Raw genomic sequence first — 25,424 nt, forward strand, 5'->3', positions numbered from 1 at the left:
CGGGCGCCTAGGCGCGCGAAGCGCGCGCGGGCTTGCGGTGCGCGCCCGCGAGCGCATCCAGCCCGGCGAACATGTAGCGCATCAGGTCTTCGAGCAGCCCCTCGCTGTCTTTGGCGATCGCGGGCAGGACCTTGCTCGGTATCTCCTTCGGCGCGACCAGCATCACGATGCAGGGCAGCACCGAGAACACAAGGGCGCGCTGCACCGCGGGATGGTCCGGCGGCAGTTCCAGGATTTCCGAGATCAGGCCCAGCAGCAGCTTGGCCTTGGGCCGCACCGCCTTGTCGACCAGCGCCGGCGCCAACGGCCCCGGCGACATGATCTCGCGCAGCACGACGCGAAAGCCCCAGGGCGCGGCCTCGCGCGAGGAGGGCGCCAGCATGTGCGCGAGCAGCGCGCGCAGCTTCTGCCGCGGATCGCCGAGCGAGCGCGTCATCTCGATCAGCTCGTCCACGCTCACGATCTGGCGGTGCGCCTCGACCAGCACCTCTTCATACAAGGCCTCGCGACTGCCGAAGTGGTAGTTGACCGAGGCCATCGGCGTGCCGGCGCGCTCGCAGATCTCCTTGCTGGTGGCATCGGCATAGCCGCGCTCGGCGAACACCTGGCCCGCGGTCTCGAGCAGATGCGATCGGGTAGCGGCACCGTCGGGGCGCGGGGCGCGCCTGGCGGGCGCGATGGAAGCTTTCTTTTTCGCAGTGGATGGCATATGACAGGCCTATGGAAAGGCCGGGATTAGTTTGAATTGGAATTCAAATTCGATATCATCCAGTCTACTTCATCGACGACGCACCGGCGAGAAAGCAAGAGCAGACCCATGAACAAGAAGCCCCTCATCGTTGGCGCCATCGTCCTGCTGGCGGCCGTCGCTTCGGCCGCCTGGTACTTCAACCGCAAGCCCGCCGACAGCGACAGCCTGGTGCTCTACGGCAACGTCGACGTGCGCCAGGTCTCGCTGGCCTTCAACGGCAGCGAGCGCATCGGCAGGCTCGAGGTGCAGGAGGGCGACCATGTGAAAGCTGGCCAGGTGCTGGGCATGCTGGACACGCGCACGCTCGAGTTGCGCGCGGCCCAGGCGCAGGCGCAGATCGGCGTGCAGCAGCAGGCGCTGCAGCGCCTGAAGACCGGCAGCCGCCCCGAGGAAGTGGCGCAGGCCCGCGCCGGCGTGTCGGCCGCCCAGGCCGATGCCGAGCTCGCGCGCCAGCAGCTCGACCGGCTGCAGGGCATCCGCCAGACCACGGCCGGCCGCGCGGTGAGCCAGCAGGACCTCGACAGCGCGCAGGCCCGGCAGAAGGTGGCGCAGGCGCAGCTCGAGAATGCGCGCAAGGCGCAGCAGCTGGTCGTGACCGGGCCGCGCAAGGAAGACATCGCGCAGGCCCAGGCCCAGCTCGAAGTGGCGCGTGCCGAACTCGCACTGCTCAACCACCAGCTCGCGCAGGCCGAGCTCAAGGCGCCCATCGATGCCGTGGTGCGCGCGCGCCTGATGGAGCCGGGCGACATGGCCTCGCCGCAGCGCCCGGTGTTCACGCTCGCGATCACCGATCCCAAGTGGGTTCGCGCCTACGTGACGGAGGTCGATCTCGGACGCATCAAGCCCGGCATGGCGGCCACGCTCACGACCGACAGCCACCCCAGCCAGCCGCTCGCCGGCAAGGTGGGCTACATCTCCTCGGTGGCCGAGTTCACGCCAAAGACCGTGCAGACCGAGGAGCTGCGCAGCAGCCTGGTCTACGAGATCCGCGTGCTGGCCGACGACAAGGAAGACCGGCTCCGGCTGGGCATGCCGGTCACGGTCCGGCTGTCGCTCGACGGCGCCAAGCTCGCGGCGGCCGGAGGCGCGCGCTGATGAACGCCGCGGCGCCGGCGCTCGCCGGGCAGGGGCTGCACAAGGGCTTCGAAGTCAAGGGCTCCAAGCTGCTGGTGCAGGCCCTCGGCGACGTGTCGCTGCAGGTTCCCGCCGGCACGCTTTGCGCGCTGGTCGGCCCCGACGGCGCGGGCAAGACCACGCTGCTGCGCCTCGCGGCCGGACTGCTGCGCGCCGACCGCGGAACGCTGCACGTGCTGGGCATCGACGTTGCGGCCGATCCGCAGGCCGTGCAGGACCGCATCAGCTACATGCCGCAGCGCTTCGGGCTCTACGAAGACCTGAGCGTGCAGGAGAACCTCGACCTCTATGCCGATCTGCACGGCGTGCCGAAGAATGTGCGGCGCGAGCGCTATGCGCGGCTGATGGAGATGACCGACCTGGGCCATTTCACCGCGCGCCCGGCCGGCAAGCTCTCGGGCGGCATGAAGCAGAAGCTGGGCCTGGCCTGCACGCTGGTGCGCTCGCCCGAACTGCTGCTGCTCGACGAGCCCACGGTCGGCGTCGATCCGCTGTCGCGGCGCGAGCTCTGGGAGATCGTGCGGCAGCTGGTCGACGACGAGCGGCTTTCCGTGATCGTGAGCACCGCCTACCTCGACGAGGCCGAACGCTGCGCCCAGGTCTTCGTGATGCACGAAGGCCGGCTGATCGCGCAGGGCGCACCGGAGCAGATCCGCGACAACGCGCGCGATCTGTGCTTCATCGCCAGGCCGCCCGAGAGTGTGCCGGCGCGCACGCTGCAGGCGAAGCTCTTGGATGCGCCGGCGTCGATCGTCGATGCCGTGCCGCAAGGCGGCGAGGTGCGCTTCATCCGCCGGCCCGATGCCGACGAGCAGGCGCTGGCCGCGCTGTTCGACGGCGCGCCCGTCGAGCCGGTGCCGGCGCGCCTGGAAGACGGCTTCATGGTGCTGCTGCGCGCGAAGCAGAAGAAGGAGAAGGAAAAGGGCGCTGCCGCAGCGCAACCGCAGATCGCGACCGTTGCCGTTGCGGGCGAGCCCGACGAGGTCGTGATCGAAGTGAAGGAGCTGGTGCGCAAGTTCGGCGACTTCACGGCTGTCGCGAGCACCAGTTTCGATGTGCGGCGCGGCGAGATCTTCGGCCTGCTCGGCCCCAACGGCGCCGGCAAGACCACCACCTTCCGCATGCTCTGCGGCCTGCTGCCCGCGACCAGCGGCTTCCTGCAGGTGGCGGGCGTCAATCTGCGCCATGCGCGTGCACAGGCCCGCAGCCGGATCGGCTACGTCTCTCAGAAGTTCGCGCTCTACGGCAACCTCACCGTCGTCGAGAACCTCGAGTTCTTCGGCGGCGCCTACGGCTTGCGCGGGCAGCGCCTGCGGGATCGCATGCAGACGGTGCTGCAGCAGTTCGACCTGCTGGGCCAGGAGAAGGCCACCAGCGGCCTGCTGCCCGGCGGCTTCAAGCAGCGCCTGGCCATGGCCACGGGCCTCTTGCACGAGCCCGAGATCCTGTTTCTCGACGAACCCACCAGCGGCACCGATCCGCTGGCGCGGCGTGAGTTCTGGCGCCGCATCACCGCGCTGTCAGAAGCCGGCGTGACGGTCATCATCACCACCCACTTCATGGAGGAGGCCGAGTACTGCGACCGCATCGTGATCCAGGACGCCGGCAAGCTGCTGGCCATCGGCACGCCGCAAGAGGTGCGGGTGCAGGCGGGCAGCGCGCCGGACATGGAAGAGGCTTTCATCGGCATCGTCACGCAGTCACGCGAGGCAAGGGCATGAGCGGTTTCTGGCGCCGACTCATCGCACTCACGCGCAAGGAAACGCGGCAGCTCGTGCGCGATCCGAGCAGCATCGCCATCGGCATCCTGCTGCCGATCATCCTGATCCTGATCTTCGGCTTCGGCCTCTCGCTCGACGTCAAGAACGCGCCGCTCGCGGTGGTGATGGAGGACAGCTCGCCCACGGCCGCCGATGCGGTGGCCGGCCTGCAGCTCACGCCCTACATCGCGCCCGTCATGCTGAGCTCGATGCGCGAGGCCGAGCTGCTGATGCGCGAGCGCCGGGTCGACGGCATCGTGCGCGTGCCCGGCGACTTCTCGCGCCGTCTCGCGGCCGGCGATGCGCGCATCCAGGTCATCGTGCACGGCGCCGATGCGGGCCGCGCCAGCATCGTGCTGCGCTACGCCACGGCCGCGCTCGGGGGCAACGCACAGCGGCAAGCCGACCGCGGACAACCCGGCACCAGCATCGGCGCGGTCAGCATCGAGCAGCGCATGTGGTTCAACAGCGCCAACACCAGCACCTGGTACCTGGTGCCGGGCCTGATCGTGCTGATCATGACGCTGGTCGGCGCCTTCCTCACTGCGCTGGTGATGGCGCGTGAGTGGGAGCGCGGCACGCTGGAGGCGTTGTTCGTCACGCCGGTGCGGCCGGTCGAGATCCTGCTGGCGAAGATCATTCCCTACTTCGGTATCGGCATGGTCGGGCTCGCGCTGTGCCTGGTCGCCGCGCGCTTCCTGTTCGAGGTGCCGATGGTCGGCTCGCTCGCGCTGCTGATCCTCGCCGCCATGCTCTACATGCTGGTCGCGGTCGGCATCGGGCTGGTCATCTCCTCGGTCACGCGCAACCAGTTCCTCGCGAGCCAGGTCGCGCTGCTCGCGAGCTTCCTGCCCTCGCTGATGCTCTCGGGCTTTCTGTTCGACCTGCGCAACGTGCCGACGGCGGTGCGCATCGTGGGCCAGGCGCTGCCGGCCACCTACTTCATGGAGCTGATCCGCACGCTCTTCCTCGCCGGCGACGTCTGGCCGCTGGTGCTGCGCAACTGCGCGATCCTGGTTGTCTATGCCGTGCTGCTGCTCGGCCTGGCGCGCTTCGTCACGCGCAAGAAACTCGACTGAAGGCTTCGCCATGCACGGTTCGTTCATCGCGCTACTGCTCCGTATCGCCAACCTCTGCCACAAGGAGTTCCTGGCGATCCTGAAGGACCCGTCCAGCCGCGCCATCCTGGTCGTGCCTGCGCTCATGCAGAGCCTGCTGTTCGGCTATGCGGCCACCTACGACCTGAGCAACGTCGACTACGCGCTGCTCGACCAGAGCAGGAGCGGCGCCTCGACGGCGCTGGTCGCGAAGCTCGACGGCACCGGCGTCTTCCGCCGCGCCGCGACGCTCGCCAGCCAGGCCGACATCGCGCGCGTGATCGATGCGCAGCAGGCGCTGCTGGTGCTCCAGATCGGCCCGCAGTTCGAAGAGCAGTTGCGCGCGGGCGAGAGCGCGCCGATCCAGCTCGTCATCGATGCCCGCAACTCCAACACGGCGGGCTCTGCCGGCGGCTACATCGCTTCCGTGGTCGCGGACTTCAACGACGAGTGGCGGCTGCAGCACGGCGGCGCGAAGGCGCCGGTGACCATCGCCTCGCGCGCCTGGTACAACCCGAACCTCGAGACGCGCTGGAACCTGATGCCCGGCATGATCGCCGCGCTCAGCATGCTGCAGACGCTGCTGCTGACGGCCCTGTCGGTGGCGCGCGAACGCGAGCAGGGCACCTTCGACCAACTGCTGGTCACGCCGCTGTCGCCGATGGAGATCATGGTCGGCAAGGCGGTGCCGCCGGTGCTGATCGGGCTCGTGCAGTCCACCATCGTGCTCTTGGTCACGCTCCTGTGGTTCAAGGTGCCGATGGCCGGCTCCTTCGTCACGCTCTACACCGGCCTCGCCTGCTTCACCATTGCAAGCGTGGGCATCGGGCTGTCGATCTCGGCGGTGTCGGCCAGCATGCAGCAGGCCATGCTCTACACCTTCGTGCTGATCATGCCGCTGATGCTGCTGTCGGGCCTGGTCACGCCGGTGCGCAACATGCCGGAGGTGCTGCAGATCGCGACGCTGGCGAATCCGCTGCGTTTCGCCATCGACCTGGTGCAGCGCGTCTACCTCGAGGGCGTGGGCCTCTTGACCGTCTGGCACAACCTCATTCCGCTGCTCGTCATCGCGGTCATCACGCTGCCGCTCGCCGCCTGGCTTTTCCGCAACCGTCTTGTCTGAAACGGAACGCGACATGAAGAACTCGCAACACCTTCGCTTTTCCCGTCTGCTGACGGTGCTCGCGGCGCTGATGCTCGCCGGCTGCGCCGTCGGGCCCGATTTCAAGGCCCCGATGCCCGAGGCGCCCGCCGACTTCTCGGCCTGGCATGGCGGTTCGCCGGAACTGGCCGACCCGCAGCTTCGAAGCACGGCGAGCATGCCGATCGGCTGGTCCGTTTTCGCCGACCCGGTGCTCGACGCGCTGCAGGCCAAGGCGCTCGCCGCCAACCACGATCTGCAGACGGCAGCGCTGCGCTTCGCGCAAAGCCGAACGCAAAGGCAAGCGGCGGAGGCCCAGCGCGGGCCGCAGCTCAACGCCAGCGCGGCGGCGACGCGCCAGCGGCAGAGCGAGTTCGGTTCGGGCACGCGCCTGATCGACGCGCTCAATCCTTCGAACCGCGAGGAGCTGATCGGCGTGCTGAGCGAACCGCACAACCTCTACCAGGCCGGCTTCGATGCCGCCTGGGAGCTCGATCTCTGGGGCCGCGTGCGGCGCTCGATCGAGGCCGCCGATGCCAACCTCGCGGCCTCACAGGCGATGCTGGCGCAGGTGCAACTGAGCGTGCAGTCCGAGCTGGCGCGCAACTACTTCGAGCTGCGCACCGCGCAGCGCCAGCTGCGCATCGCGCGCGCCGAGATCGCCGCGGCCGAGGAGACGCTCGAGCTGGTCAAGGCGCGCGCCGACGGCGGCCTCACGACCGACCTCGACGTGACGCGCCAGCGCGCGCAAACGGCCGATCTGCGCGCGCGGCTGCCGCAATTGCTGGCGCAGGAGGCACAGGCCATCAACCAGATCACGCTGCTGGTCGGCGAACGGCCCGGCGCGCTCCAAGCGCAGTTGACCGAGCGCGCCGATGCGCGGGCGAGCGCATTGCCCGACCTCTCGCCCGGCCTGCCCTCGGAAGCAGCGCTGCGCCGGCCCGACATCCAGCGCGCGCAGGCGCAACTGCATGCGGCCACCGCCAGCATCGGCGTCGCCGTCGCCGACCTGTACCCGCGCATCACGCTGGGCGCGAACTTCGGCTTCGAATCGGTGGGAAGCCGCAGCTTCGGCGAATGGGGCAGCCGGCAGTGGGCGATCGGCCCGAGCTTGCAGCTGCCGATCTTCGACGGCGGCCGGCGTCGCAGCACCGTGACCCTGCGCGAGCTGCAGCAGCAGGAGGCCGCGGTGGCCTGGCAGCAGACGGTGCTGAAGGCCTGGCACGAGATCGACGATGCCTTGAGCGCCTACACGGCAGACCGGCAGCGCCATCTGCAATTGGTGGAGAAGGAGCGCCACAGCCGCGACGCCTGGGAATTGGCGCGCGTGCGCTACGACAACGGCTTGACCGATTTCCTGGTCCAGCTCGATGCCCAGCGCACGCTGCTGCAGGCGCAGCGCGACGAGGTCGCCAGCAGCGGGCGGCTGGCGCTGGACCTCGTGATGCTGACCAAGGCCCTCGGCGGGGCGGCGCACTAGGCCCTCCGGGCGGCCTCGCGCGTCTCGGCGAAAGCGCTGCGGCCCAGCCAGTGCCACAGGTCGCGCGCATCGCGCGCGGTGCCCGTGACGCGCAACCGGCGTTCGCGGATCAGGTCGTCGGCGTCCCGGTCACCGGTCCAGACTTCGGTCAGTGCCAGCACCGTCGATTCGACGATCAGCGTGGCGTCCTCACCGGGATCGTCGCGGCACAGGTCGGCGCTGCCCTTGTCCACCACCAGCCACCAGCGGCGCTCGCCCTCGGGCGCATCGGTGAAGCGGAAGTGGACGACGATGCAGCGCCCGCGCGGGCATTCGTCGGGCCGCACGAAGCGGCGGATGTCCCACATCAGAAAGCCGGCATCGAGCTGGCCGCGCTTCAGGCGGCTGCCGATCCAGCGTGCGCCCCAGTGGCCGAGCGCCATCACGATCGGCCGCAACTCCTCGCCGGCACCGGTGAGGTGGTACTCCGCCGACACGCCGGTGCCCTGCACGCGCTTGACGACGCCGACCTCCTCGAGCTTGCGCAGCCGCTGCGCGAGCAGCGAGCCCGACATGCGCGGCACGCCGCGCCGGATGTCGTTGAAGCGGGTGCTGCCGCACATCAGCTCGCGCACGACCAAGGGCGTCCAGCGCTCGCAGAGCACTTCGGCGCCGCGCGCGACGGTGCAGAACTGGCCGTAGTCGATCATGGAGCGAATCTATTCCTCTCGCCCCGGCAAGGCCAGTTCTAATTCTGGACTGGCGCGCAGGGCCAGGCGCAGCGATGCTTCGTGCACCTTCTTTCCCCTGGAGACGCACCATGAACACCGTTCTGCAGCCGGCATTCGATGCCGCCGCCTTCAAGACCACGACACGCGCGCAGTGGCAGGCCGCCGCCGAGGCCTGGCACCGCTGGGGCCCCTTCCTCGGCGACTGGCTCGGCGAGGCGACCGAGACCATGTTCGACCTGGCCCGCATCGGCCCGGGATCCCGCGTGCTCGACATCGCCGCGGGCGCAGGCGAACAGTCGATCTCGGCAGCACGGCGCGTGGGCGAGAGCGGCCATGTGCTGGCCACCGACATTGCGCCCGCCTTGCTTGAACGCGCGGCGGCCGACGCCAAGGAAGCCGGGCTCTCCAACGTCGAAACGCGCGAGCTCGACGGCGAGGCGCTCGACGTGCTGCCCGCCGGCTCCTTCGACGCCGCGATCAGCCGCGTCGGCCTGATCTACTTTCCCGACCAGCAGCGCGCGCTCGCGGGCATGTGCCGCGCGTTGCGGCCGGGCGGGCGCGTGGCGGCCATCGTCTACTCGACACCCGAGCGCAATGCCTTCTTCTCCATTCCCGTGAAGATCATCCGCGAGCGCGCCAAGCTGCCACCGCCGCTGCCTGGCCAGCCGGGCCCGTTCTCGCTCGGTGCCGAGGGCGTGCTCGAAGCCGCCTTCGCCAAGGCCGGCTTGCGCGACATCGAGGTGCGCAAGGTGCCATCGCCGGTCAAGCTGCCGAGTGCGGCGGAATGCGTGCGCTTCGAGCGCGAGTCCTTCGGTGCCTTGCACCAGATGATGGTGGGCCTGAGCGAGACCGAGCGCGCGCAGGCCTGGCAAGCCATCGAGGAAGCCTTGCGCGCCTTCGAAACCGGCGATGGCTTCGTCGGGCCGTGCGAGATGCTGGTGGGCGTAGGAACGGTCTAGCTGCTCAGCGCGAGGCCGTCAGCTCCCCGTTCGGCCGGGTCGTCATGTAGGCCAGCGTGCTGCCCACCAGGGCGCGCACGCCTAGGCGCAAGGCCTTCTCGTCGATCACGAACTCGGACGAATGGTTGGGCGCGCCCGGCCTGTCGCCGAAGGGCGAGGCATTCAGGTTCCAGAACACCACCGGCCGGTTCTTGCCGAAGGAGCCGAAGTCCTCCGAGCCCATGCGCGGCCCGATCTCGCGCGCCTGCGCGCCGGGGCCGGCCGCCGCCTCCAGCGCGTTCGCCACCACCTGGGTGGCGCCCGGGTCGCTCACCAGCACCTCGTAGCCGGTGTCGATCTCCACCTTGGCCGTCAGGCCGTGCTGCTCGGCGATCTTCTGCGCCTTCAGGCGGATGTTCTCGTGCGCCACCTTCTGGTTCTTGGCCGACAGCGAACGCACCGTGCCGGCCACTTCCGCGGTGTCGGGCAGGATGTTCACGCGGTTGCCGCTCTGCAGCATGCCCACGGTGACCACGGTAGGGCCGTCCAGCGGGTCGATGCGATGGCTCACGATGTTCTGCAGTGCCAGCACGATCTCGGCCGCCGCCACCGTCGGCTCCTTCGCGGTCCAGGGCGAGGAGCCGTGGCCGCCTTGCCCCTTGAGCGAGATCTTGAACACGTCGCCGCTCGCCATCAGGCTGCCGCGCCGGTAGCCGATGCCCAGCGGGCCGCCGGCGTTGATGTGCTGGCCCATCACCACATCCACCTTCGGGTTGTCCAGAACGCCGGCCTGCACCATCGCGGGCGCGCCGCTGAGCACCGGGCCGGGGCCCTGCTCCTCGGCCGGCTGGAACAGGAAGACCACCGTGCCTGGCAGTTCGGCACGCATGCTCCACAGCGCCTGCGCCGCGCCCAGCAACATCGCGACGTGGGTGTCGTGGCCGCAGGCATGCGAGACCGGCACTTCCTTGCCCAGCCAGTCGCCCTTGGCGGTGGACTTGAAGGGCAGGTCGTTGCGTTCCTCCACCGGCAGCGCGTCCATGTCGGCGCGCAGGGCCACCACCGGTCCGGGCTTGCCGCCGCGCAGCACGGCCTTGATGCCGGTCTTGGCGATGCCGGTCTGCACCTCGATGCCCGGCATCCGGGCCAGCGCCTCGGCCACGTAGGCAGCGGTGCGTTTCTCCTGGAACGACAGCTCGGGGTTCTGGTGGATGTGGCGCCGCCACGCGATCACCTGCGCCTCGGTGGCGTCGGCCAGGGACAGTCCGCGCTGCTGCAGCGCGTCAGGGGCCGCGGCGGTGCCGCTTTGGGCCAGGGCGTTCAGGCTCAACAGGCTGGCCGCGGCCAGGGTGGCGAGGGAATGCAGACGCTTCATGCAGGTTCTCTGGAATGGTTCGAAAAGGAGGAGGGGAATGGCCGCCCAAGGTCATGGGGCCGCCGGGTCCGCGCGACGGTAGTGCATGCCGGGATAAAAGAAAAGACACGGGATTCTTGCAAGCGATCAAAATTCTTGTTCACCATCATTCCAACCAACCGATGCCTTCTCCGATGAACCTGCGACACCTGGAGATCTTCCGCCGCGTGGCCGAGGCCGGCGGCATCCGTGCCGCGGCGCGCGATGCTGCGCTGACGCAGCCGGCCATGACCTACGCGATCCGCGAGCTGGAGCGCACGGTCGGCGTTGCGCTGTTCGTGCGCAGTGCCCGGGGCGTCGTGCCGACCGAGATCGGCCAGGCCCTGCTGCGGCGCGCCGCGGTGCTGTTCGACGAGGTCCGGCGCACCGAGGACGAGATTGCGCAGCTGCGCGACGGCGGCGGTCACCTGCGCGCCGCGTTCAGCTCGCTGGCGGCGGCACGGCTGCTGCCCGATGCGCTGCTGGCCTTCCGCCGGCGCTGCCCCGGCGTCGCGCTGGAGCTGGTGGAGATCACCAGTCCCGAGGCGACCGGCCCGGGATCGGGCCACGACCTGGCGGTGCTGAGCGAGCTGGAGGGGACGGCGGAAAAGGACGGCCTGGAGCGCGAGGTGCTGCTGCAGGCCCCGCTGGCGGCCATCGCGCGCGCCGGCCATCCGCTGGCGCGGGTGCGCACCCTGCGCCGTTTGGCCGAAGCGCTGTGGGCGGTTCCGGCCTACGGCGTGCAAGCCCTGCAGCAGGCCGGGCTCGCGGCCCCGCGCAACACCGTGGTGTGCCAGTCGATCCAGTTCGGCCTTTCGCTGGTGCGCAACGCCGACGCGCTGACCCTGGTCGCCGCGTCGCTGGCGGAGGACCCCGTCGCCTCCCGCGGCCTGGTGCGCCTGCGCCTGGCGGAGCCGCTGCCGCGCGTGCAGGTGTCGGTGCGCCTGCAGGCCTGGTCGCGGCTGACGCCGGCGGCGCGGGCCTTCGTCGAGTGCCTGCGCGAGGCCGCGGCCGGCCCGGCGCGTCGGCGGCGCGCGCCGGGCTGACGCGTTCGACGAACGAGATCCGGCCTGGATCCGACCTTCGTCAGGACCGGCGGTCTCGAGGCGCGGGCAACGATGCGCCCGCAACCGACGTCGGCGCCTGGCTCGAAGCCGCGAGATGCTGCAGCAGCAGGCCGGCTGCGGGCGACAGCTGCTCGCCGGTCTTGGTCGCCATCAGCAGCCGCCGCACCGCCCACGCGTCCTTGAGCCGCACGACCCGCAGATCGAGCGCGCTCACCTGCGCCTTGCAAGCCGCGAAGGGCACCACGCCGATGCCGAGGTTGGCCGCGATCATGTGGCACATGGCGTCGAAGCTGCGCACCTGCACGCGCAGGCGCATCGGGATGCCGGCCTGCTCGGCGGCGCGCGAGGTCAGCTCCAGCAATGAGCTGCTGCGGTTCAGGCCGACGAATTCGTGCGCGAGACAGGTCTTGAAGTCGGCGCGCCGCGTGCGCGCCAGCGGATGCTGCTTGGCGCACAGCACGACCAGCTCGTCGGTCTGGAAGGGCGCCACGTCCAGGCCGTAGGTGGGCGTGTTCTCGGCGAACACGCCGACGTCCGCGAGGCCATCGACGAGCGCGCGGACGATGTCGCCGCTCAACTGTTCCTCGACCTCGACGCGGATGTCGGGATGCCGCTCCAGGAAGGTCGCCAGCGCCGCCGGCAGGAACTCGGTGAGCGCCGACATGTTGGCCCACAGGCGCACATGGCCGCGCACGCCGCTCGAATAGTCCTTGAGCTCGGTGCTGAACTGCTCGAAGCCCTGGAACAGCCGCATCGCATGCTGCATCGCGACGTGGCCGGCCGGCGTCAGCGCAATGCCCTGCGAGCTGCGGTCGAGCAGCTTCGAGCCGGTGGCATTCTCGAAATCCGACAGGCGTCGGCTCGCGGCCGACAAGGCGAGGTGGCAGGCCTCCGCGCCCTTGGTGATGCTGCCGGACTGGGCCACCGCACAGAACAGGCGCAGCGTGACGAAGTCGACGCGGGCCGGATTGATGGTGCTGGCCATCGGGCCATTCTAGGCCGGGGCTTCGCGTTTCGCGAAGGGGTGCTGCCGTCATGGCAATTCCGCGAATCGTGATGTTTTTCTACAGTGCAGCCATCGAACAGCAAAGAGAGACAAGCAAGCCATGAATGCACTCGAAGGCCTCAAGGTCCTGGAGCTCGGCCAACTCATTGCCGGCCCCTTCGCCGGCAAGACGCTGGCCGAATTCGGCGCCGACGTGATCAAGGTCGAACCGGCCGAGGTCGGCGATCCGCTGCGCAAGTGGCGCATGCTGCGCGACGGCAGCTCGGTGTGGTGGGAGGTGCAGTCGCGCAACAAGCGCTCTGTCTGCCTGGACCTGCGCAGCGAAGAGGGGCAGGAAGCGGCCCGCGCGCTGGCGCTCGAAGCCGACGTGCTGATCGAGAACTTCAAGCCCGGCACGCTGGAAGGCTGGGGCCTCGGCTGGGAGCAGCTGCATGCGCTCAACCCACGCCTCATCATGCTGCGCATCTCGGGCTACGGCCAGACCGGCCCCTACCGCGACAAGCCGGGCTTCGGTGTGCTCGGCGAATCGATGGGCGGGCTGCGCTACCTGAGCGGCGAACCGGGCCGCGTGCCGGTGCGGGTGGGCATCTCGCTCGGCGACACGCTCGCGGCGCTGCACGGCGTGATCGGCGTGCTGACCGCGCTGCACCACCGCACGGCCCACGGCGGCGAGGGCCAGTTCATCGACGTGGCGCTCTACGAGTCGGTCTTCAACGTGATGGAAAGCCTGGTGCCCGAGTACGACGCCTTCGGCGCCGTGCGCGAGCGCGCCGGCAGCGCGCTGCCCGGCATCGCGCCGACCAACGCCTACCGCTGCAACGACGGCCACTACGTGCTGGTCGCCGGCAATGGCGACAGCATCTTCCGCCGCCTGATGCGTGCCATCGGCCGGCCGGACCTCGAGGAAGACCCGGCCCTGCGCCACAACGACGGCCGCGTACAGCAGGCCGAGGCGCTCGATGCCGCCATCGAGGCCTGGACCAGCCGGCGCAGCCGCGACGAGGCGCTCGCGGCGCTCGATGCGGCCGGCGTGCCGGTCGGTCGCATCTACTCGGTGGCCGACATCGCGACCGACCCGCAGTACCTGGCGCGCGAAATGATCGTCGAGGCCCCCACCTCCGACGGCCGCACGCTCAAGGTGCCGGGCGTGGTGCCCAAGCTCAGCGCGACGCCGGGCCGCATCGCGTACCCCGCGCCGCGGCTCGGTGAACACGACGACGACCTGCGCTCGGGCGGCTGGCCCGCGCGTTCACGCTGAAGGAGCAAGAACATGAACACCGGCAACGGCACGCGCCTCCTCGTCAACGAGGTCGCCACGCGCGACGGCTTCCAGATGGAAAGCCGCTTTATTCCTACGGAAGACAAGATCGCGCTGGTCGATCGGCTCAGCGGCCTCGGCTACGCGAAGATCGAGGTCACTTCATTCACTTCGCCCAAGGCCATTCCCGCCCTGCGCGACGGCGAGGAGGTGATGATGCGCATCGCGCGCCAACCTGGCGTGGTCTACACCGCGCTGGTGCCCAACCTGCGCGGCGCCGAGCGTGCGCTCGACAGCCACGTCGACGAGTTCAACATCGTCATGTCGGCGAGCGAAAGCCACAACCTCAGCAATCTGCGCATGACGCGCGAGCAGTCCTTCTCGCAGCTGTCGGAGGTGATCGCGCTGGCGCGGCAGGCCGCGGTGCCGGTCAACGTGTCGCTGTCCTGCGTGTTCGGCTGCCCTATGGAAGGCGAGGTGGCGCTTTCCACGGTGCTGGGCTGGATCGGGCGCTTCGCCGCGCTGAACGTGCGCGGCATCACCCTGTGCGACACGACCGGCATGGCTTATCCCACCCAGGTGCAGGCCGTCTGCGCCGCCGCGTCGGAGCGCTTCCCGGCGCTGGACTTCACCGCCCATTTCCACAACACGCGCGGCATGGGGCTCGTCAACACCGTGGCGGCAGTCGAGGCGGGCATCCGCCGCCTCGACATGTCGCTCGGCGGCATCGGCGGCTGCCCCTATGCGCCGGGTGCGACCGGCAACGTCGCGACCGAGGACGTGGTCCACATGCTGCAGTGCATGGGCTACGACACCGGCATGGACCTCGACGGCCTGATCGGCGCCGCGGCGCAGCTCGAAGACCTGGTGCAGCACGATCTGTCGAGCCAGGTGTCGCGCGCCGGCCATCGCCTGACGCGGCATGCACCGCCGGCGGATTTCGAGGACATCGTTGCGCGCGCGAAGGCGCGCGAAGAAAAGGAGCAAGCATGATCGACCATCTGGACCACCTGGTGCTCACCACCGCCAACGAGGAGGCCTGCGTGCGCTTCTATGTCGAGGTGATGGGGATGTCGCTCGAGACCTTCGGCGGCGGCCGCAAGGCCTTTCGCTTCGGCAACCAGAAGATCAACCTGCATCTGAAGGGGCACGAGTTCGAGCCCAAGGCAGAGGTGCCGATGCCGGGCGCGCTGGACCTGTGCTTCATCGCCGCGGTGCCGCTCGACGCAGTCATCGCGCGCCTGAACGAGAAGCAGGTGCCGATCCTCGAAGGGCCGGTGATGCGCACCGGCGCCACTTCGCGCATCCGCTCCGTCTACCTGCGCGACCCCGACCTGAATCTCATCGAGATCTCGGAGCTCGCGCCCTGAAGGGCCGAGCGCCGCGACACGTTCACACACTACAGGAGACAAACATGAAACCTCTTCGCTGCCTTCTCGCAGCCTGCCTTGCCTTGGCCGCCGCCGCATCGCACGCCGACACCTGGCCCTCGAAGCCGATCACCATGATCGTGCCGACCGCGCCCGCCGGCTCCACCGACATCATGGCGCGCATGGTCGCCGATCCGCTGCAGCGCGCGCTGGGCCAGCCGGTGGTGGTCGACAACAAGCCGGGCGCCAGCGGCAACATCGGCGCCGAGGCCGTGGCCCGCGCCGCGCCCGACGGCTACACGCTCCTGATGCAGTACTCCGGCTACCACGTCGGCAACCCTTCGCTGTTCCAGCAGATCAAGTGGAGCCCGACCAAGGACTTCGTTCCGGTCGCGCTGGTGATGCGCGCGCCGCACGTGGTGGCCGTCAGCGGCAAGCTGCCGGTGAACTCGATGAAGGAGCTCGTCGAGTACGGCCAGAAGAAGGGCGGCGGCGGCCTTTTCTATGCCTCCTCGGGCAACGGCTCGATCCAGCACATCGCGGGCGAACTGCTGTCGCGCCAGGCCAAGCAGCCGATGACCCACGTGCCCTACAAGGGCTCGGGTCCGGCGATCAACGACCTGATCGCGGGCAACGTCGACATGTTCATCACCACGCCGCCTTCGGTCATCGGCCACATCGCGAGCGGAAAGCTCAAGGCGCTGGCCTACACCGGCAGCAAGCGGCATCCCTCGATGCCCAATGTGCCGACCTCGGCCGAGGCGGGCTTCCCGGGCTACGAGGTCGAGTCGTGGTTCGCCGTCTTCGCGCCGGCCAAGACGCCGCCCGAGACCGTCGCCAGGCTCAGCACCGAGATTCGCAAGATCGTCGAAAGCGAAGCCTTCCGCAAGAAGGTCGACGACCAGGGCGCCTTCGCGGTCTACATGGACCCGCCGGCGCTCGGCAAGTTCGTCGACCAGGAACTGGCTCTGTGGTCGCGCGTGATCAAGGCGGCCGACATCAAGGCGGACTGAGCAGCAGGCGAAGAAGCTCGCTTGCGACATCTCCTTGGCCGGAGCGCTCAGTGGAGCGGCAGGTCTTTGTACGGGCTGCGCGGGTCGCTGAACAGCATCGCATTCGTGCGCACCAGCGCTTCCTGCCGTGCTTCCGAATAGTTCCAGATCAGGCCGGCTGCCACATAGGCAGCGCTGACCTGGGCCCAGTTGCCGTAGGCGGCGCGCACCGGCCCGGCCAGCCCGGAGGCAAAGCCCGTGAACTCGCCGCGGTCGATGTAGCCCAGGTCCACCGCCCAGCGCGACAGGCTGGCCAGCCGCACGGCGTCCCATGCGACCAGGTCGGTGATCTCCGCGGGCTGTACCCCCAGCGGCTTGCGCAGATCGTCCATCCAGTCACTGTAGGAACCCATCAAGGTGGCGATGTCGGCGACGCTCTTGCCGGTCTGGCTGGCAAAGGCCTCGTAGTCCAGCTCGCCCCGCAGTTTCAGCATGAACAGGCCGGGGAAGACCAGCGAGGCCACGGAGCGCAGCAGCAGAGGGGCGGACCGGTGGGCGGTGTCGAGCTTGACCAGGCCGTGCCACACGCCCCGGTATTTCTCGCGATGCCCCTCGTCGACGATCCAACGGGCCGTCTGCTCGAAGCTCTTGCGGTCCTGGACGCCCCACATGCCGGCGACACCTTCGCGCAGCGCCTCCGGGCTCTGGCCGGTCTCGACCGCGTTGACGAAGTTGCCGTTGAAGGCGGAGAGCGGCGCGCTCAACGCCACCAGCCATCGCTCCTCGGGCGAGCACCGGCTCTCGGTGGCGAAGTGCAGTTCGTCGTTGTCCATCAGCGCATGGCCGATCTGGTCCATCAAACCCATGGGTACTCCTGTTGCGAAGAAGTGATCGGCCGCGAGTCTATGCGCAGGACTGGCCTCTTGCCAGATCGAAAAAGGTTCACATGTCCATGGCCAAGCGGCGACGCGCTCCGCGGCGCGCGTTACGGTGCGACAGGAGACTCTTGGCCGAACTTGATGAGATTGCCGTCCGGATCGATCACATAAAGCTCGTCCATGCCCCAAGCCGTGCGGACCACGCCTTGGATCGAGGGCAACTGGGCACTGAGCTCCGTGTGCACAGCGGCGATGTCCGCGACGCGGATGTAGCACGAGGTGTTCTCAGCGATGTGCTTGTCGTCGCAGGCCCAGAAGTGCAACTCCGTTTCGCCGCGCATTGCCATGCCATAGGAAAAGTCCTCGAAGTGCCGCGTTTGGAAGCCGAGCACGTTCTTGTAGAAATCCAAAGTGCGTGCCAGATCAAGTGAGGCGAGTACTGGGATTGCCTTGCCGAAGTTTGCTTGATTCATTGCGAGGTCCAGTTTCCTTGATGAAGCAATTGTGCAATGGCTGGTCTGGCGTCTGCTGAAGTCCGGGCGCGTCGCCAAGTCCTACACGTAGATCCCATCGACGACAGCGCGACCATGAAGCGCGGCAGCTATGCTCGAATGCCAACGATAGAAGGACCACGCCATGAAGAAGCTAGTCGCTGCACTTCTCGCAACAGCCATGCTCGGGGGCTGCGCTGTCTACCCCGACGGTCCAGGATATCCCGGTGGCGGATACGGGAAGCAATGCCCGCCAGGACAGGCAAAAAAGGGCAACTGCTAATCCCGGCTTCGCCCTCGGCCCGGCTCGGCACGAATGGCCAAGGGCAACCTGCCCTTCGGGACATCGCCAGAGTCCGGCCGACCGCCCGTGTTCCTTGGTAGCCTCTGGCCTTTCTGGCCTTTCTGGCCGGGCGCACGGTAGGACGGCCCTCGGCCAGGAGCAGACGGTCGCAAGTGGATGCCGGGACACGTCTTAGGCGCTCATTTTTCAGCATGGGAGTTCTGATGCCTGTACCCAGTGACCTGCGCCCCTTTGCGTACGTGCTCGCGGTGCCCGACCTCGAGCGAAATACGGCGTACTTCCGTGATGCACTCGGCTTCAGCGTCCAGTGGGGAGGCCGGTCGGACTGGCAACTGGTTTGCAGGGGAAGTGTCAGCGTCATGCTCGGTCACTGTCCAGACGCGCTTCTGCCCTCGGCGACAGGCGACCACAGCTACTTTGCTTACCTGCATGTCGACGATGCGCAGGCGATGCACGACGAGTGGGTCGGTCGAGGGGCTATCGTGATACATCCACCCATCGACCGAGACTGGGGTATGCGTGAGTTCGCCGTCACTACGCCTGACGGACATCGACTTATGGTCGGGCAAGTGCTGCCGGCGGACTGAGGCCGATCTCTGCCGCAATAGCAGCGCCGCGCAACACCACTTCGCTGGCCGCTGGATGGCATGATGGCGAAACAAGCGAGGTACAGCCATGACTGATCACCAGACTTACTTGGGCAGCTGTCACTGCGGAAGAGTCAAGTTCGAACTGCAAGCCACGGTCGCATACGCCATGGAATGCAATTGCTCCCTTTGTCGTCGCAAGGGTGCGCTGTGGCATGGCGCGTCAGACAAGACTCTGCGTATTGTTTCAGGTGAACAGGATCTGACCCTGTACCAGTTCGGAACGTTGACCGCCAAGCACTACTCCTGCAGGCATTGCGGCATTTCGCCGTTCACTCGTCCGCGGCTGGACCCGGCTCGATGGGCCGTCAACCTCCGGTGCATCGATGCACTGGATCTCTCGTCGCTCGAGATTCGAAAATTCGACGGCGTGAACTGGGAAGAGGCTGCGCAAGCCATTTATGCGAAACCGAAATAGCGCCAAAGACGACCGTTCGCGGGCCAAGACCGGACATTCCCTCGCTCCTCCCAGTGCCAGATGACCCGTGAAATTCCAGAACTGCAGACACCGCGGCTTCGTCTTAGGGCGTGGCGAGACGAGGACCTGCCTCTTTTCGCGGAACTGAACGCTGACGAGCAGGTGAACCAGTACCTGCTCGGCCCGCTCACGCGAACGCAAAGTGAAGCACTCGTCGGACGCATCACCGAGCACTTCCTCCGTGAAGGCTTTGGCTTCTGGGCGGTCGAAGCGCCAGGCGTCGCCAGCTTCATCGGAATGGTCGGCATTGCGATCCCCAGCTACACGGCACCTTTTGCACCGTGCGTCGAAGTGGGCTGGCGCTTGGGTTGCCAGTACTGGGGGCAAGGCTTCGCCACCGAGGCAGCTCGAGCAGCCCTGGAGTTCGGTTTCGAAAGCGTTGGCCTATCGGAAATCGTGGCGCTTACCGTGCCGGCAACGCGCGTTCTCGTGCGGTGATGTCCAAGCTCGGGATGACGCGAACGGCCTCCGATGACTTCGAGCATCCACTTGTCCCTGCCGGTCACCAGCTGACAAGGCATGTCCTATATCGCTTGTCCAAAGAAGCATGGCTACGGACGCGCGGGCGCGCCGAAGAATTTGAGCGCACCGCTGCTTGAACAGGTCCGTGAGCTGCTGGTCCTGAGCATCGGCCTGTCGGCCTCGCTCCCCTGAAACTTTAGACTTCAGGCCCTGCAGCACACCGGAACGTGAATCAGCCCCCACTGCCCAGATTCGCGAGAAACGAACTCTTTCAGCGTAGGACCGAACCGCGATTTGCCGGCATGCCTGCGCTGCCGACCCTACGATAGCGCCCGGAGTCTAGTGAGAACTCCCAGGAGGTTCGGCCATGGATCATCGCGATGAGGGCCTCGAGATGGTGCCTCGCAATCTGGATGCCTGTCCTACGGGATCTTGCGCCCCGAAGGATCGAACGACGCTCGCGGCGGCGAACTTGCTTCGCCAAAACGGTAGCGCAGACATCCCCCTTTCCATGATCGACAAGCCTTGGTCACCCGCAAACGATGCAGAAGCGCAGCAAGCGGCGCTGAGGTCCATCCTGTTCAAGCATTGGGACGTAATCAAGGCCGAAGGCATCACGGCATCGCAGTTTGTCGACTTCCTGCAGCCACTTGCCGACCTCGACGGAATCACTGTCTCGTATATTGACGGCGACGAAGATAACAACGAACGCGTGTACGACCACCGCCGCAGAGAGCCCGACGTTCACAGCCCGCGTTCGCAGGCTATCCCGTAGAAGAAGCTGTCCAAAGAAGGCGCTGAACTTCGCGCTCGACGACCAGGGTCGCGTGCTGGATCGGGAGCGACTTCCTCGGACTGCGAACGCAGCCAGTGATCGGACGGCTTCCGTGCGCGCAGGCAGGGCAAGCACAACGCCCCCTAGGGCCCCGTCTTGGTGGTCTTGCAGTTCTTCTGATCAGCGATCATGTCCGATAGGTAGCTGACCGTACCCTCGCCTGCGACGCGATCAATTCTCAAATCGGCACGACCGGCTTCCTCTTGCCACTTGAACTCAGTGTCGGAGATCGTGCATGGCTGCCCGTTGCAAGTTCGTGCGTCCAGGTCAATGCGGTTCGTTTTGTCGTCAAGCTGACCCAAGCGCTTGTGCCAATACTCACATTTCACTTCAAGCTTCTCGGCGCTCACCGTGGGCACCCCGAATGCCAGCACTGCGACCGTCAACAAAACCCGAACGTTGGTCATTGAGGCCTCCTTAGCGCTTTGTAGATCGGCCATGGCCCGACGGGCACACGATCAGTCTAGTCATGAGTCGCGAGCGATGCAAAAGCCGTAGTCGAGGGCGACGATGCGTAGCTTCGAGCGGCTACAGTCGGCCCCGTGCACACGAAGTGGACTGAAGCGAGCAGGCCGTTGCCGCGACCGCAGAAGCTCGAGTTCGATGGGCATTCATGATGGACTTCCTCGCGCATGGGTGCGGAGCCAGTTTGCCTGCCCGAAGGCGGCCTTAACATCCTCCATCTTGAGCTTGCGTTGGAGCGCGGACCTGAAAAATACTGGACGATCACCCAGGGCGGCCCCGAGCCGGATGCCCTTCGCTTCAGTTCTGAATAACCATGGCTATCGGCGCTAAGCTCGGCCGCATGGCGAGAAACAGCACCGCGTGAATGGAAAGGACGAATCCTGATGACGGTGATCCAGCACAACCCGGAGGGCGTGTTTCCTCCCTACCGCTGCTACAGCCATGCCATGGAGATCAGGGGCGATTCGCGCCTTCTGGTCATCAGCGGACTCAACGGCTACCTCGCAGACGGGATCACCATGCCCGAGTCCTTCGAGGAGCAGGGCGATCTGATCTGGACCCACATGGGGACCATCCTGCGATCGGCCGGCATGGACTACCGGGACCTGGTCTCCGTTCGCACCTACCTGGCCGCGCCCGAGTTCGACGAGGCGAACGTGCGCCTGCGCGTCAAATACCTGGGCGACCATCGCGTGTCGCTGACGGTGGTCTGTTCGCAGTTGCTCGATCCGCGCTGGAAGCTCGAGATCGAGGCAATGGCTGCAAAATAGCCGGTATCGCGCTCTTTCAGGAGACACCCGTGGCCGTTGCTCCCCGCGCCCAGCCGGAAGACTTCTTCAGCACCGAGGAATGGCAGGCGCTGACCGCGCGCTCGTCGTGGAGAGGGCTGTGGGTGGTGGCGCACTGCTGGGCGGTGATCGGTGCGGCGATGGTGGCGCACCGGTTGCTCGAGCGCCGGGGTGTGACCGCACGAATGGAAACGCAGCCCGGCTACGCGAGCTTGCTGACGCTGGCCGCGGCCGCCTGAACCCGGCTTCGCGCGATGGCAGTGACCACCGAGAAAGTCACTCTCACCCGGGAGAAAGAAACCCTCCTCATCACGCTCTATGCCAAGGGCGAGGAGAGTCGGCTGCCCGATTCGCTGCTGCACGACCACTTCGCGGCCGAGGCGATGAGCCGCATCGACTACGACTTCTCCAAACTGCAGGTCAGTCGCGACGACATGATCGGGCTTGCGATGCGCGCCCACATCCTCGATGGCTGGACCCGCGAATTCATTGCGAAGTATCCGAGAGCGACGGTGCTGCATCTGGGCTGCGGCCTGGACAGCCGCGTGTTCCGGATCGACCCGCCGCCCACCATCCGATGGATCGACGTCGACTATCCGGAGGTCATCGCGCTGCGCCGGCGCCTCTATCCGGAGCGCGAGAACTACGCCCTGATCGGCGCGTCGGTCACCGAGCCCGGCTGGCTGGCCTCGGTGCCCTCGTACCGTCCGGCCATGGTCGTCGCCGAAGGGCTTTTCATGTACCTCGCCGAAGACGCGGTGCCGCAACTGCTCGCGCGGCTCACGCGGCATTTTCCGGGCGGCCATGTGGCCTTCGACAGCTTCAGCCGGCTCGGCCTGCAACTCGTGCGCTACCACCGGTCGGTGCGAGCCACCGGCGCCACCCTGCGCTGGAGCATCGACGATCCGCACGAGCTCGAACGCCGCATCCCCAAGATGAAACTGCTGACCGATCTGACGGCCTATGGCCCGAGCGGCTATGACCCGCAGCAGATCGCCAGGATGTCGTGGCCGGCGCGCATGGCGGTGCGGGTGTTTGCCATGGTCCCGCCCCTGGGCAGGCTCGGCCGGCTGCTGCGCTACAGCTTCTGAGGGTCATTGCGCGGCGACCACGCGCGACCAGCGCTGCGTCTTGCCGAAGAGCGGAATGCCGACATACGCGTGCAGCACCAGTTCGCCCGCGGGCTGCTCGGCGGTGCTGACCGTCATGTGGCAGCGGTAGGTCTTGCCGTTCTCGCGGTTGTGGATCTCGCCGCTCCATTCCGTGGGCGGCCGGGCGGCATCGCCGCCGTCGACCGGCGCGAAATCGCGCAGGATCGTCATGCCCAGCGCGGGGCGTGCATCGGCGGCTTCCATGGCCGCGCCCTCGCGGCTCATGGAGCGGTTGCCCAGCACCTGGGTGACCGTGCCGCAAAGTGCGGCGCCGCAGGGCGCGACCTCGACTTCGAGGTTGCCGTTGGCGGTGATCCAGCGGCCGCGCGGGTCGGCAGCCGCGGCGGGTTGCGCAGCTGCGTGCATGACGGTCAAGGCCAGGCTCAGTGCGAGAAAGGCAGGGCGGGAGAAGAGAGTCATGTCGGGCTCCGGAGTGTTGGAAGACGAGGGTTATTGGAGAGTGCGGTCGTATCGCGCGTGTGTCTCCCGCGAGGCGTTTCGTCACCTTGCATGTCCAGATGGCCCCCAGACAAAGAGCGATACAAACGCGCATCGCGAGGGCTACGTGTTCTGCGCCGAAGCCCACGCGGCCCTAGAATCGTTACGGTCATCGACAGCAAAGGATTCGGTGTGAGAAGGTGGTTTGTGTTGCTCGCCCTGACTCCTGCCGCCGCGCAGGCCCAGACCGCTTGGTTCACTGTGACAGGCAATCCGGACGATGCCTCCGTCAACACGGTCCAGGTCGACCCGGTGGCGATCAAGTCCGCGGGTGACTTCAAGACCATGCACGTGCGCGTGAGCCGCTCGGAGCCGCGGATCAACTGGGACGGCGTTCCCTACCGCTCCTACGAGTCGCGGGTTGTCTTCGATTGCCGGGCCGGCAAGGCCAGCTACCTGTACGCGAGCTACTACCTGGAGCCGCTGTGGCAGGGCGCGTCGCACAAGACCGTGGACTATGTGGGCAATCCGCGTCCCATGCTGTTTCGCAACATCGAGCCGAATCCCACCCAGCGCATCGTCCGCGCGGCCTGTCGCCCCAGCGTCTAGGCAGCACACCCCGAACTGCGCAAGATTCGTCAAGCGCAGCGCAAGAGGGATCAAGCCGGACAGCGAAAGCCGGCGCACCATGGGGCCATGTGCGACTCATCCGGCAGGCGACCCATGGACTACTACCAAAGCACTCGCGAAACCGCCGCCGCCCTGCAGGCGCGGCAGGTGTCGGCCGTCGAACTGCTCGAGCGGTCGATTGCGCGCATCGAGCGCTTCGACCGCCAGATCAATGCCGTCGCCGTGCGCGACTTCGAACGCGCGCGTGCCGCGGCACAAGCGGCCGATGCGGCGCTGGCGCGCGGCGAGCGGCGTCCGCTGCTGGGCGTGCCGTTCACCGTCAAGGAGGCCTTCAACGTCGCGGGCCTGCCGACGACCTGGGGCATTCCCGGCACCGGGAAGGCGCTGGCGCCTGAGGATGCGGTGGTGCTCCGGCGCCTCAAGGCCGCGGGTGCCGTGCTGATCGGCAAGACCAACCTCGCGCTGCATCTGGCGGACTGGCAGAGCGACAACCCGCTCTACGGCTTCACGCGCAATCCCTGGGACGAGGGCCGCACGCCCGGCGGCTCGTCCGGCGGTTCGGCCGCGGCGCTGGCGGCAGGCTACGTGTCGCTCGAATTCGGTTCGGACCTGGCCGGGTCGCTGCGCGTGCCGGCGCATTGCTGCGGCATCTTCGCGCACAAGCCGACGCACGGCCTGGTGCCGATGCGCGGCTTCGCGCCGCCGGGCACGCCTGTGCTGTCGGTGAGCGCCGATGTCGATCTTGCCGTGGTCGGCCCCATGGCCCGGAGCGCGGGCGACCTGGCGCTGGCGCTCGACCTCACGGCCGGCCCGGACGATGACCGGGCCGTGGCCTGGCGGCTCGCGCTGCCGGCCGCGCGCCACGGCGCGCTGGCGGATTTCCGCGTGCTGGTGCTCGACACCCATCCGCAACTGCCCGCTTCGCAGGCCGTGCGCGCCGCGCTGGACCGCATGGCGGAGCGGCTCGCCAAAGCCGGCTGCAGGATCGCGCGCACGAGTCCGCTGCTGCCGGACCTGGCGCGGCTGGCCGCCACCTGGGGCACGCTGGTGGAGGCCCTGGTCGGCGCCGACATGCCCGATGCCGACTCGATCAGCCATCGCGATTGGGTGCATGCCGACCGCGCACGTGCTGTCTTCACGCACCAGTGGCGGCAGTTCTTCGTGGAATTCGACGTGATCCTCTGCCCCGTGCTGCCCACCACCGCATTTGCGCACGACCACGGCGAGATGGAGAAGCGGCGCATCGTGGTCGACGGGCAAGCGATCCCCTACGGCGCCCAGTCGGTCTGGGCCAGCGTCGCCACGCTCACCGGCTTGCCGGCGACCGCGATGCCGATCGGGCTGGCCGATGACGGCCTGCCGGTCGGCATGCAGATCGTCGGGCCGTACCTCGAGGACCGCACGACCCTTGCCTTTGCCGAACTGGTGGAGCGCGAGTTCGGAGGCTTTGTTGTGCCGCCGGGATTCGAGGGCTGATCCGGCATCGCGTCACGGCCGTTACACGTTCATCTGTTCGAATCTCGGCCACTCCGCAACCCGGTAAGAACCAAGTGATGGTGAGGCAGCCAATCGTGAATCAATCTTCGGCGCGCGTGGACGCGTCCTTCGAACAGTGGACGCGCCTGACGGACGCCTATGCCAAGCAGTTCTTCCTGCTGCAGCGCGGCGTCCGCTCCGCGCGCGCCGAGGCCATGCGGCTGGCCCAGGAGCTCCAGCGCGTCAACCAGGCGATGCAGAGCGGCGCCTAGGGAGATCCGCGA

30 protein-coding genes are annotated in these 25,424 nt (G+C 67.7%); 22 read left to right on the top strand and 8 right to left on the bottom strand.

The annotated features are described in order from the left end of the window. Positions 1-7: 7 nt before the first annotated feature. Positions 8-709: a TetR/AcrR family transcriptional regulator gene (locus BLS74_RS03095; RefSeq protein WP_093102881.1), complete on the bottom strand. Its 702-nt coding sequence runs from the start codon at positions 707-709 to the stop codon at positions 8-10. 108 nt (positions 710-817) lie between these two features. Between BLS74_RS03095 and BLS74_RS03100 the strand changes: the two genes are divergently transcribed. From BLS74_RS03100 to BLS74_RS03120, 5 genes are read left to right on the top strand one after another with little or no spacing between them, the layout of a single operon-like run. Continuing rightward, a complete protein-coding gene (locus BLS74_RS03100; RefSeq protein WP_093102883.1) occupies positions 818-1,846 on the top strand; it encodes an HlyD family secretion protein in 1,029 nt (342 codons plus the stop codon). Further along, positions 1,846-3,606 (top strand): ATP-binding cassette domain-containing protein, encoded by a 1,761-nt coding sequence (locus tag BLS74_RS03105; RefSeq protein ID WP_093102884.1) that lies wholly within the window; start codon positions 1,846-1,848, stop codon positions 3,604-3,606. Before BLS74_RS03100 ends, BLS74_RS03105 begins: the two co-directional genes overlap by 1 nt. Beyond that, positions 3,603-4,724, top strand: a complete 1,122-nt coding sequence (locus BLS74_RS03110; protein ID WP_093102886.1) for an ABC transporter permease — start codon at positions 3,603-3,605, stop codon at positions 4,722-4,724. Before BLS74_RS03105 ends, BLS74_RS03110 begins: the two co-directional genes overlap by 4 nt. A 10-nt stretch (positions 4,725-4,734) precedes the next feature. Continuing rightward, on the top strand, positions 4,735-5,865 hold the full coding sequence (locus BLS74_RS03115) for an ABC transporter permease (RefSeq protein WP_093102887.1): 1,131 nt from the start codon (positions 4,735-4,737) through the stop codon (positions 5,863-5,865). 13 nt (positions 5,866-5,878) lie between these two features. After that, positions 5,879-7,363 (top strand): efflux transporter outer membrane subunit, encoded by a 1,485-nt coding sequence (locus BLS74_RS03120; RefSeq protein ID WP_093102889.1) that lies wholly within the window; start codon positions 5,879-5,881, stop codon positions 7,361-7,363. Here the strand turns inward: BLS74_RS03120 and BLS74_RS03125 are convergent. Then, positions 7,360-8,052, bottom strand: coding sequence for a winged helix-turn-helix transcriptional regulator (locus tag BLS74_RS03125; RefSeq protein WP_212733613.1), 693 nt, complete (start codon positions 8,050-8,052; stop codon positions 7,360-7,362). The genes BLS74_RS03120 and BLS74_RS03125 overlap by 4 nt on opposite strands. A gap of 110 nt (positions 8,053-8,162) precedes the next feature. Between BLS74_RS03125 and BLS74_RS03130 the strand changes: the two genes are divergently transcribed. Continuing rightward, entirely contained in the window at positions 8,163-9,032 is an 870-nt protein-coding gene (locus BLS74_RS03130; protein ID WP_093102890.1) for a class I SAM-dependent methyltransferase, read from the top strand. Positions 9,033-9,036: 4 nt separating this feature from the next. On the opposite strand, the gene BLS74_RS03135 is transcribed toward BLS74_RS03130, so the two are convergent. Next, complete coding sequence (locus tag BLS74_RS03135) at positions 9,037-10,386, bottom strand: M20 metallopeptidase family protein (protein WP_093102892.1); 1,350 nt, start codon at positions 10,384-10,386, stop codon at positions 9,037-9,039. A gap of 173 nt (positions 10,387-10,559) precedes the next feature. Between BLS74_RS03135 and BLS74_RS03140 the strand changes: the two genes are divergently transcribed. Next, on the top strand, positions 10,560-11,450 hold the full coding sequence (locus BLS74_RS03140; RefSeq protein WP_170855484.1) for a LysR family transcriptional regulator: 891 nt from the start codon (positions 10,560-10,562) through the stop codon (positions 11,448-11,450). Positions 11,451-11,490: 40 nt separating this feature from the next. On the opposite strand, the gene BLS74_RS03145 is transcribed toward BLS74_RS03140, so the two are convergent. Continuing rightward, positions 11,491-12,456 (bottom strand): LysR family transcriptional regulator, encoded by a 966-nt coding sequence (locus BLS74_RS03145; RefSeq protein ID WP_093102895.1) that lies wholly within the window; start codon positions 12,454-12,456, stop codon positions 11,491-11,493. 121 nt (positions 12,457-12,577) lie between these two features. Here BLS74_RS03145 and BLS74_RS03150 point away from each other — a divergent pair, with 121 nt between their 5' ends. The 4 genes from BLS74_RS03150 to BLS74_RS03165 are packed head-to-tail and all read left to right on the top strand — an operon-like array spanning position 12,578 to position 16,118. Then, on the top strand, positions 12,578-13,735 hold the full coding sequence (locus BLS74_RS03150; protein WP_093102896.1) for a CaiB/BaiF CoA transferase family protein: 1,158 nt from the start codon (positions 12,578-12,580) through the stop codon (positions 13,733-13,735). 12 nt (positions 13,736-13,747) lie between these two features. Then, positions 13,748-14,728 carry a hydroxymethylglutaryl-CoA lyase gene (locus tag BLS74_RS03155; RefSeq protein ID WP_093102898.1) on the top strand — a complete coding sequence of 327 codons (981 nt, stop codon included), beginning with the start codon at positions 13,748-13,750 and terminating at the stop codon, positions 14,726-14,728. Then, entirely contained in the window at positions 14,725-15,105 is a 381-nt protein-coding gene (locus tag BLS74_RS03160; protein WP_093102899.1) for a VOC family protein, read from the top strand. The genes BLS74_RS03155 and BLS74_RS03160 overlap by 4 nt, the downstream gene beginning before the upstream one ends. 44 nt (positions 15,106-15,149) lie before the next feature. Beyond that, positions 15,150-16,118 (top strand): Bug family tripartite tricarboxylate transporter substrate binding protein, encoded by a 969-nt coding sequence (locus BLS74_RS03165; protein WP_093102901.1) that lies wholly within the window; start codon positions 15,150-15,152, stop codon positions 16,116-16,118. Between the two features lie 47 nt (positions 16,119-16,165). Here BLS74_RS03165 and BLS74_RS03170 read toward each other — a convergent pair whose 3' ends face one another. Both BLS74_RS03170 and BLS74_RS03175 read right to left on the bottom strand, forming a co-directional pair. Then, positions 16,166-16,963 carry a DUF1266 domain-containing protein gene (locus BLS74_RS03170; RefSeq protein ID WP_093102902.1) on the bottom strand — a complete coding sequence of 266 codons (798 nt, stop codon included), beginning with the start codon at positions 16,961-16,963 and terminating at the stop codon, positions 16,166-16,168. Positions 16,964-17,082: 119 nt separating this feature from the next. Continuing rightward, complete coding sequence (locus BLS74_RS03175; RefSeq protein WP_093102904.1) at positions 17,083-17,448, bottom strand: bleomycin resistance protein; 366 nt, start codon at positions 17,446-17,448, stop codon at positions 17,083-17,085. A gap of 525 nt (positions 17,449-17,973) precedes the next feature. Between BLS74_RS03175 and BLS74_RS03180 the strand changes: the two genes are divergently transcribed. From BLS74_RS03180 to BLS74_RS03195, 5 genes are all read left to right on the top strand, one after another. After that, the gene (locus BLS74_RS03180; protein WP_093102905.1) at positions 17,974-18,357 is read left to right on the top strand and encodes a VOC family protein; all 384 of its coding nucleotides are present in this window, start codon (positions 17,974-17,976) and stop codon (positions 18,355-18,357) included. An 88-nt stretch (positions 18,358-18,445) separates the two neighbouring features. Then, positions 18,446-18,835 carry a GFA family protein gene (locus tag BLS74_RS03185; protein WP_093102907.1) on the top strand — a complete coding sequence of 130 codons (390 nt, stop codon included), beginning with the start codon at positions 18,446-18,448 and terminating at the stop codon, positions 18,833-18,835. Positions 18,836-18,895: 60 nt separating this feature from the next. Continuing rightward, entirely contained in the window at positions 18,896-19,333 is a 438-nt protein-coding gene (locus tag BLS74_RS03190) for a GNAT family N-acetyltransferase (RefSeq protein WP_348272412.1), read from the top strand. A gap of 81 nt (positions 19,334-19,414) precedes the next feature. Further along, a complete protein-coding gene (locus tag BLS74_RS35640; RefSeq protein WP_348272413.1) occupies positions 19,415-19,549 on the top strand; it encodes a hypothetical protein in 135 nt (44 codons plus the stop codon). Between the two features lie 175 nt (positions 19,550-19,724). Next, entirely contained in the window at positions 19,725-20,132 is a 408-nt protein-coding gene (locus BLS74_RS03195; protein WP_093102908.1) for a hypothetical protein, read from the top strand. Positions 20,133-20,275: 143 nt separating this feature from the next. Here BLS74_RS03195 and BLS74_RS03200 read toward each other — a convergent pair whose 3' ends face one another. Then, positions 20,276-20,599, bottom strand: coding sequence for a hypothetical protein (locus BLS74_RS03200; RefSeq protein ID WP_093102910.1), 324 nt, complete (start codon positions 20,597-20,599; stop codon positions 20,276-20,278). 441 nt (positions 20,600-21,040) lie between these two features. On the opposite strand from BLS74_RS03200, the gene BLS74_RS03205 reads away from it, so the two are divergent. The 3 genes from BLS74_RS03205 to BLS74_RS03215 are packed head-to-tail and all read left to right on the top strand — an operon-like array spanning position 21,041 to position 22,536. Further along, on the top strand, positions 21,041-21,427 hold the full coding sequence (locus tag BLS74_RS03205; RefSeq protein WP_093102911.1) for a RidA family protein: 387 nt from the start codon (positions 21,041-21,043) through the stop codon (positions 21,425-21,427). Positions 21,428-21,456: 29 nt separating this feature from the next. Beyond that, a complete protein-coding gene (locus tag BLS74_RS34950; protein ID WP_093102913.1) occupies positions 21,457-21,684 on the top strand; it encodes a hypothetical protein in 228 nt (75 codons plus the stop codon). A gap of 15 nt (positions 21,685-21,699) precedes the next feature. Next, a complete protein-coding gene (locus BLS74_RS03215) occupies positions 21,700-22,536 on the top strand; it encodes a class I SAM-dependent methyltransferase (RefSeq protein WP_212733614.1) in 837 nt (278 codons plus the stop codon). A 3-nt stretch (positions 22,537-22,539) separates the two neighbouring features. Here the strand turns inward: BLS74_RS03215 and BLS74_RS03220 are convergent, their stop codons facing one another. After that, positions 22,540-23,016: a DUF2147 domain-containing protein gene (locus BLS74_RS03220; RefSeq protein ID WP_093102914.1), complete on the bottom strand. Its 477-nt coding sequence runs from the start codon at positions 23,014-23,016 to the stop codon at positions 22,540-22,542. A gap of 225 nt (positions 23,017-23,241) precedes the next feature. On the opposite strand from BLS74_RS03220, the gene BLS74_RS03225 reads away from it, so the two are divergent. From BLS74_RS03225 to BLS74_RS34270, 3 genes are all read left to right on the top strand, one after another. Then, entirely contained in the window at positions 23,242-23,643 is a 402-nt protein-coding gene (locus BLS74_RS03225) for a surface-adhesin E family protein (protein WP_244503749.1), read from the top strand. A 114-nt stretch (positions 23,644-23,757) separates the two neighbouring features. Then, complete coding sequence (locus BLS74_RS03230; protein WP_093102917.1) at positions 23,758-25,140, top strand: amidase family protein; 1,383 nt, start codon at positions 23,758-23,760, stop codon at positions 25,138-25,140. Positions 25,141-25,235: 95 nt separating this feature from the next. Further along, entirely contained in the window at positions 25,236-25,412 is a 177-nt protein-coding gene (locus tag BLS74_RS34270; RefSeq protein ID WP_170855485.1) for a hypothetical protein, read from the top strand. Positions 25,413-25,424: the final 12 nt, after the last annotated feature.

Origin of the sequence: Variovorax sp. CF079 (assembly GCF_900101545.1) — a bacterium.
GTDB lineage: Bacteria > Pseudomonadota > Gammaproteobacteria > Burkholderiales > Burkholderiaceae_C > Variovorax.

Coding starts and splice junctions, on each gene's coding strand:
- BLS74_RS03095 (WP_093102881.1), bottom strand. CDS start 709: ATGCCATCCACTGCGAAAAAGAAAGCTTCCATCGCGCCCGCCAGGCGC.
- BLS74_RS03100 (WP_093102883.1), top strand. CDS start 818: ATGAACAAGAAGCCCCTCATCGTTGGCGCCATCGTCCTGCTGGCGGCC.
- BLS74_RS03105 (WP_093102884.1), top strand. CDS start 1,846: ATGAACGCCGCGGCGCCGGCGCTCGCCGGGCAGGGGCTGCACAAGGGC.
- BLS74_RS03110 (WP_093102886.1), top strand. CDS start 3,603: ATGAGCGGTTTCTGGCGCCGACTCATCGCACTCACGCGCAAGGAAACG.
- BLS74_RS03115 (WP_093102887.1), top strand. CDS start 4,735: ATGCACGGTTCGTTCATCGCGCTACTGCTCCGTATCGCCAACCTCTGC.
- BLS74_RS03120 (WP_093102889.1), top strand. CDS start 5,879: ATGAAGAACTCGCAACACCTTCGCTTTTCCCGTCTGCTGACGGTGCTC.
- BLS74_RS03125 (WP_212733613.1), bottom strand. CDS start 8,052: ATGATCGACTACGGCCAGTTCTGCACCGTCGCGCGCGGCGCCGAAGTG.
- BLS74_RS03130 (WP_093102890.1), top strand. CDS start 8,163: ATGAACACCGTTCTGCAGCCGGCATTCGATGCCGCCGCCTTCAAGACC.
- BLS74_RS03135 (WP_093102892.1), bottom strand. CDS start 10,386: ATGAAGCGTCTGCATTCCCTCGCCACCCTGGCCGCGGCCAGCCTGTTG.
- BLS74_RS03140 (WP_170855484.1), top strand. CDS start 10,560: ATGAACCTGCGACACCTGGAGATCTTCCGCCGCGTGGCCGAGGCCGGC.
- BLS74_RS03145 (WP_093102895.1), bottom strand. CDS start 12,456: ATGGCCAGCACCATCAATCCGGCCCGCGTCGACTTCGTCACGCTGCGC.
- BLS74_RS03150 (WP_093102896.1), top strand. CDS start 12,578: ATGAATGCACTCGAAGGCCTCAAGGTCCTGGAGCTCGGCCAACTCATT.
- BLS74_RS03155 (WP_093102898.1), top strand. CDS start 13,748: ATGAACACCGGCAACGGCACGCGCCTCCTCGTCAACGAGGTCGCCACG.
- BLS74_RS03160 (WP_093102899.1), top strand. CDS start 14,725: ATGATCGACCATCTGGACCACCTGGTGCTCACCACCGCCAACGAGGAG.
- BLS74_RS03165 (WP_093102901.1), top strand. CDS start 15,150: ATGAAACCTCTTCGCTGCCTTCTCGCAGCCTGCCTTGCCTTGGCCGCC.
- BLS74_RS03170 (WP_093102902.1), bottom strand. CDS start 16,963: ATGGGTTTGATGGACCAGATCGGCCATGCGCTGATGGACAACGACGAA.
- BLS74_RS03175 (WP_093102904.1), bottom strand. CDS start 17,448: ATGAATCAAGCAAACTTCGGCAAGGCAATCCCAGTACTCGCCTCACTT.
- BLS74_RS03180 (WP_093102905.1), top strand. CDS start 17,974: ATGCCTGTACCCAGTGACCTGCGCCCCTTTGCGTACGTGCTCGCGGTG.
- BLS74_RS03185 (WP_093102907.1), top strand. CDS start 18,446: ATGACTGATCACCAGACTTACTTGGGCAGCTGTCACTGCGGAAGAGTC.
- BLS74_RS03190 (WP_348272412.1), top strand. CDS start 18,896: ATGACCCGTGAAATTCCAGAACTGCAGACACCGCGGCTTCGTCTTAGG.
- BLS74_RS35640 (WP_348272413.1), top strand. CDS start 19,415: ATGTCCTATATCGCTTGTCCAAAGAAGCATGGCTACGGACGCGCGGGC.
- BLS74_RS03195 (WP_093102908.1), top strand. CDS start 19,725: ATGGATCATCGCGATGAGGGCCTCGAGATGGTGCCTCGCAATCTGGAT.
- BLS74_RS03200 (WP_093102910.1), bottom strand. CDS start 20,599: ATGACCAACGTTCGGGTTTTGTTGACGGTCGCAGTGCTGGCATTCGGG.
- BLS74_RS03205 (WP_093102911.1), top strand. CDS start 21,041: ATGACGGTGATCCAGCACAACCCGGAGGGCGTGTTTCCTCCCTACCGC.
- BLS74_RS03215 (WP_212733614.1), top strand. CDS start 21,700: ATGGCAGTGACCACCGAGAAAGTCACTCTCACCCGGGAGAAAGAAACC.
- BLS74_RS03220 (WP_093102914.1), bottom strand. CDS start 23,016: ATGACTCTCTTCTCCCGCCCTGCCTTTCTCGCACTGAGCCTGGCCTTG.
- BLS74_RS03230 (WP_093102917.1), top strand. CDS start 23,758: ATGGACTACTACCAAAGCACTCGCGAAACCGCCGCCGCCCTGCAGGCG.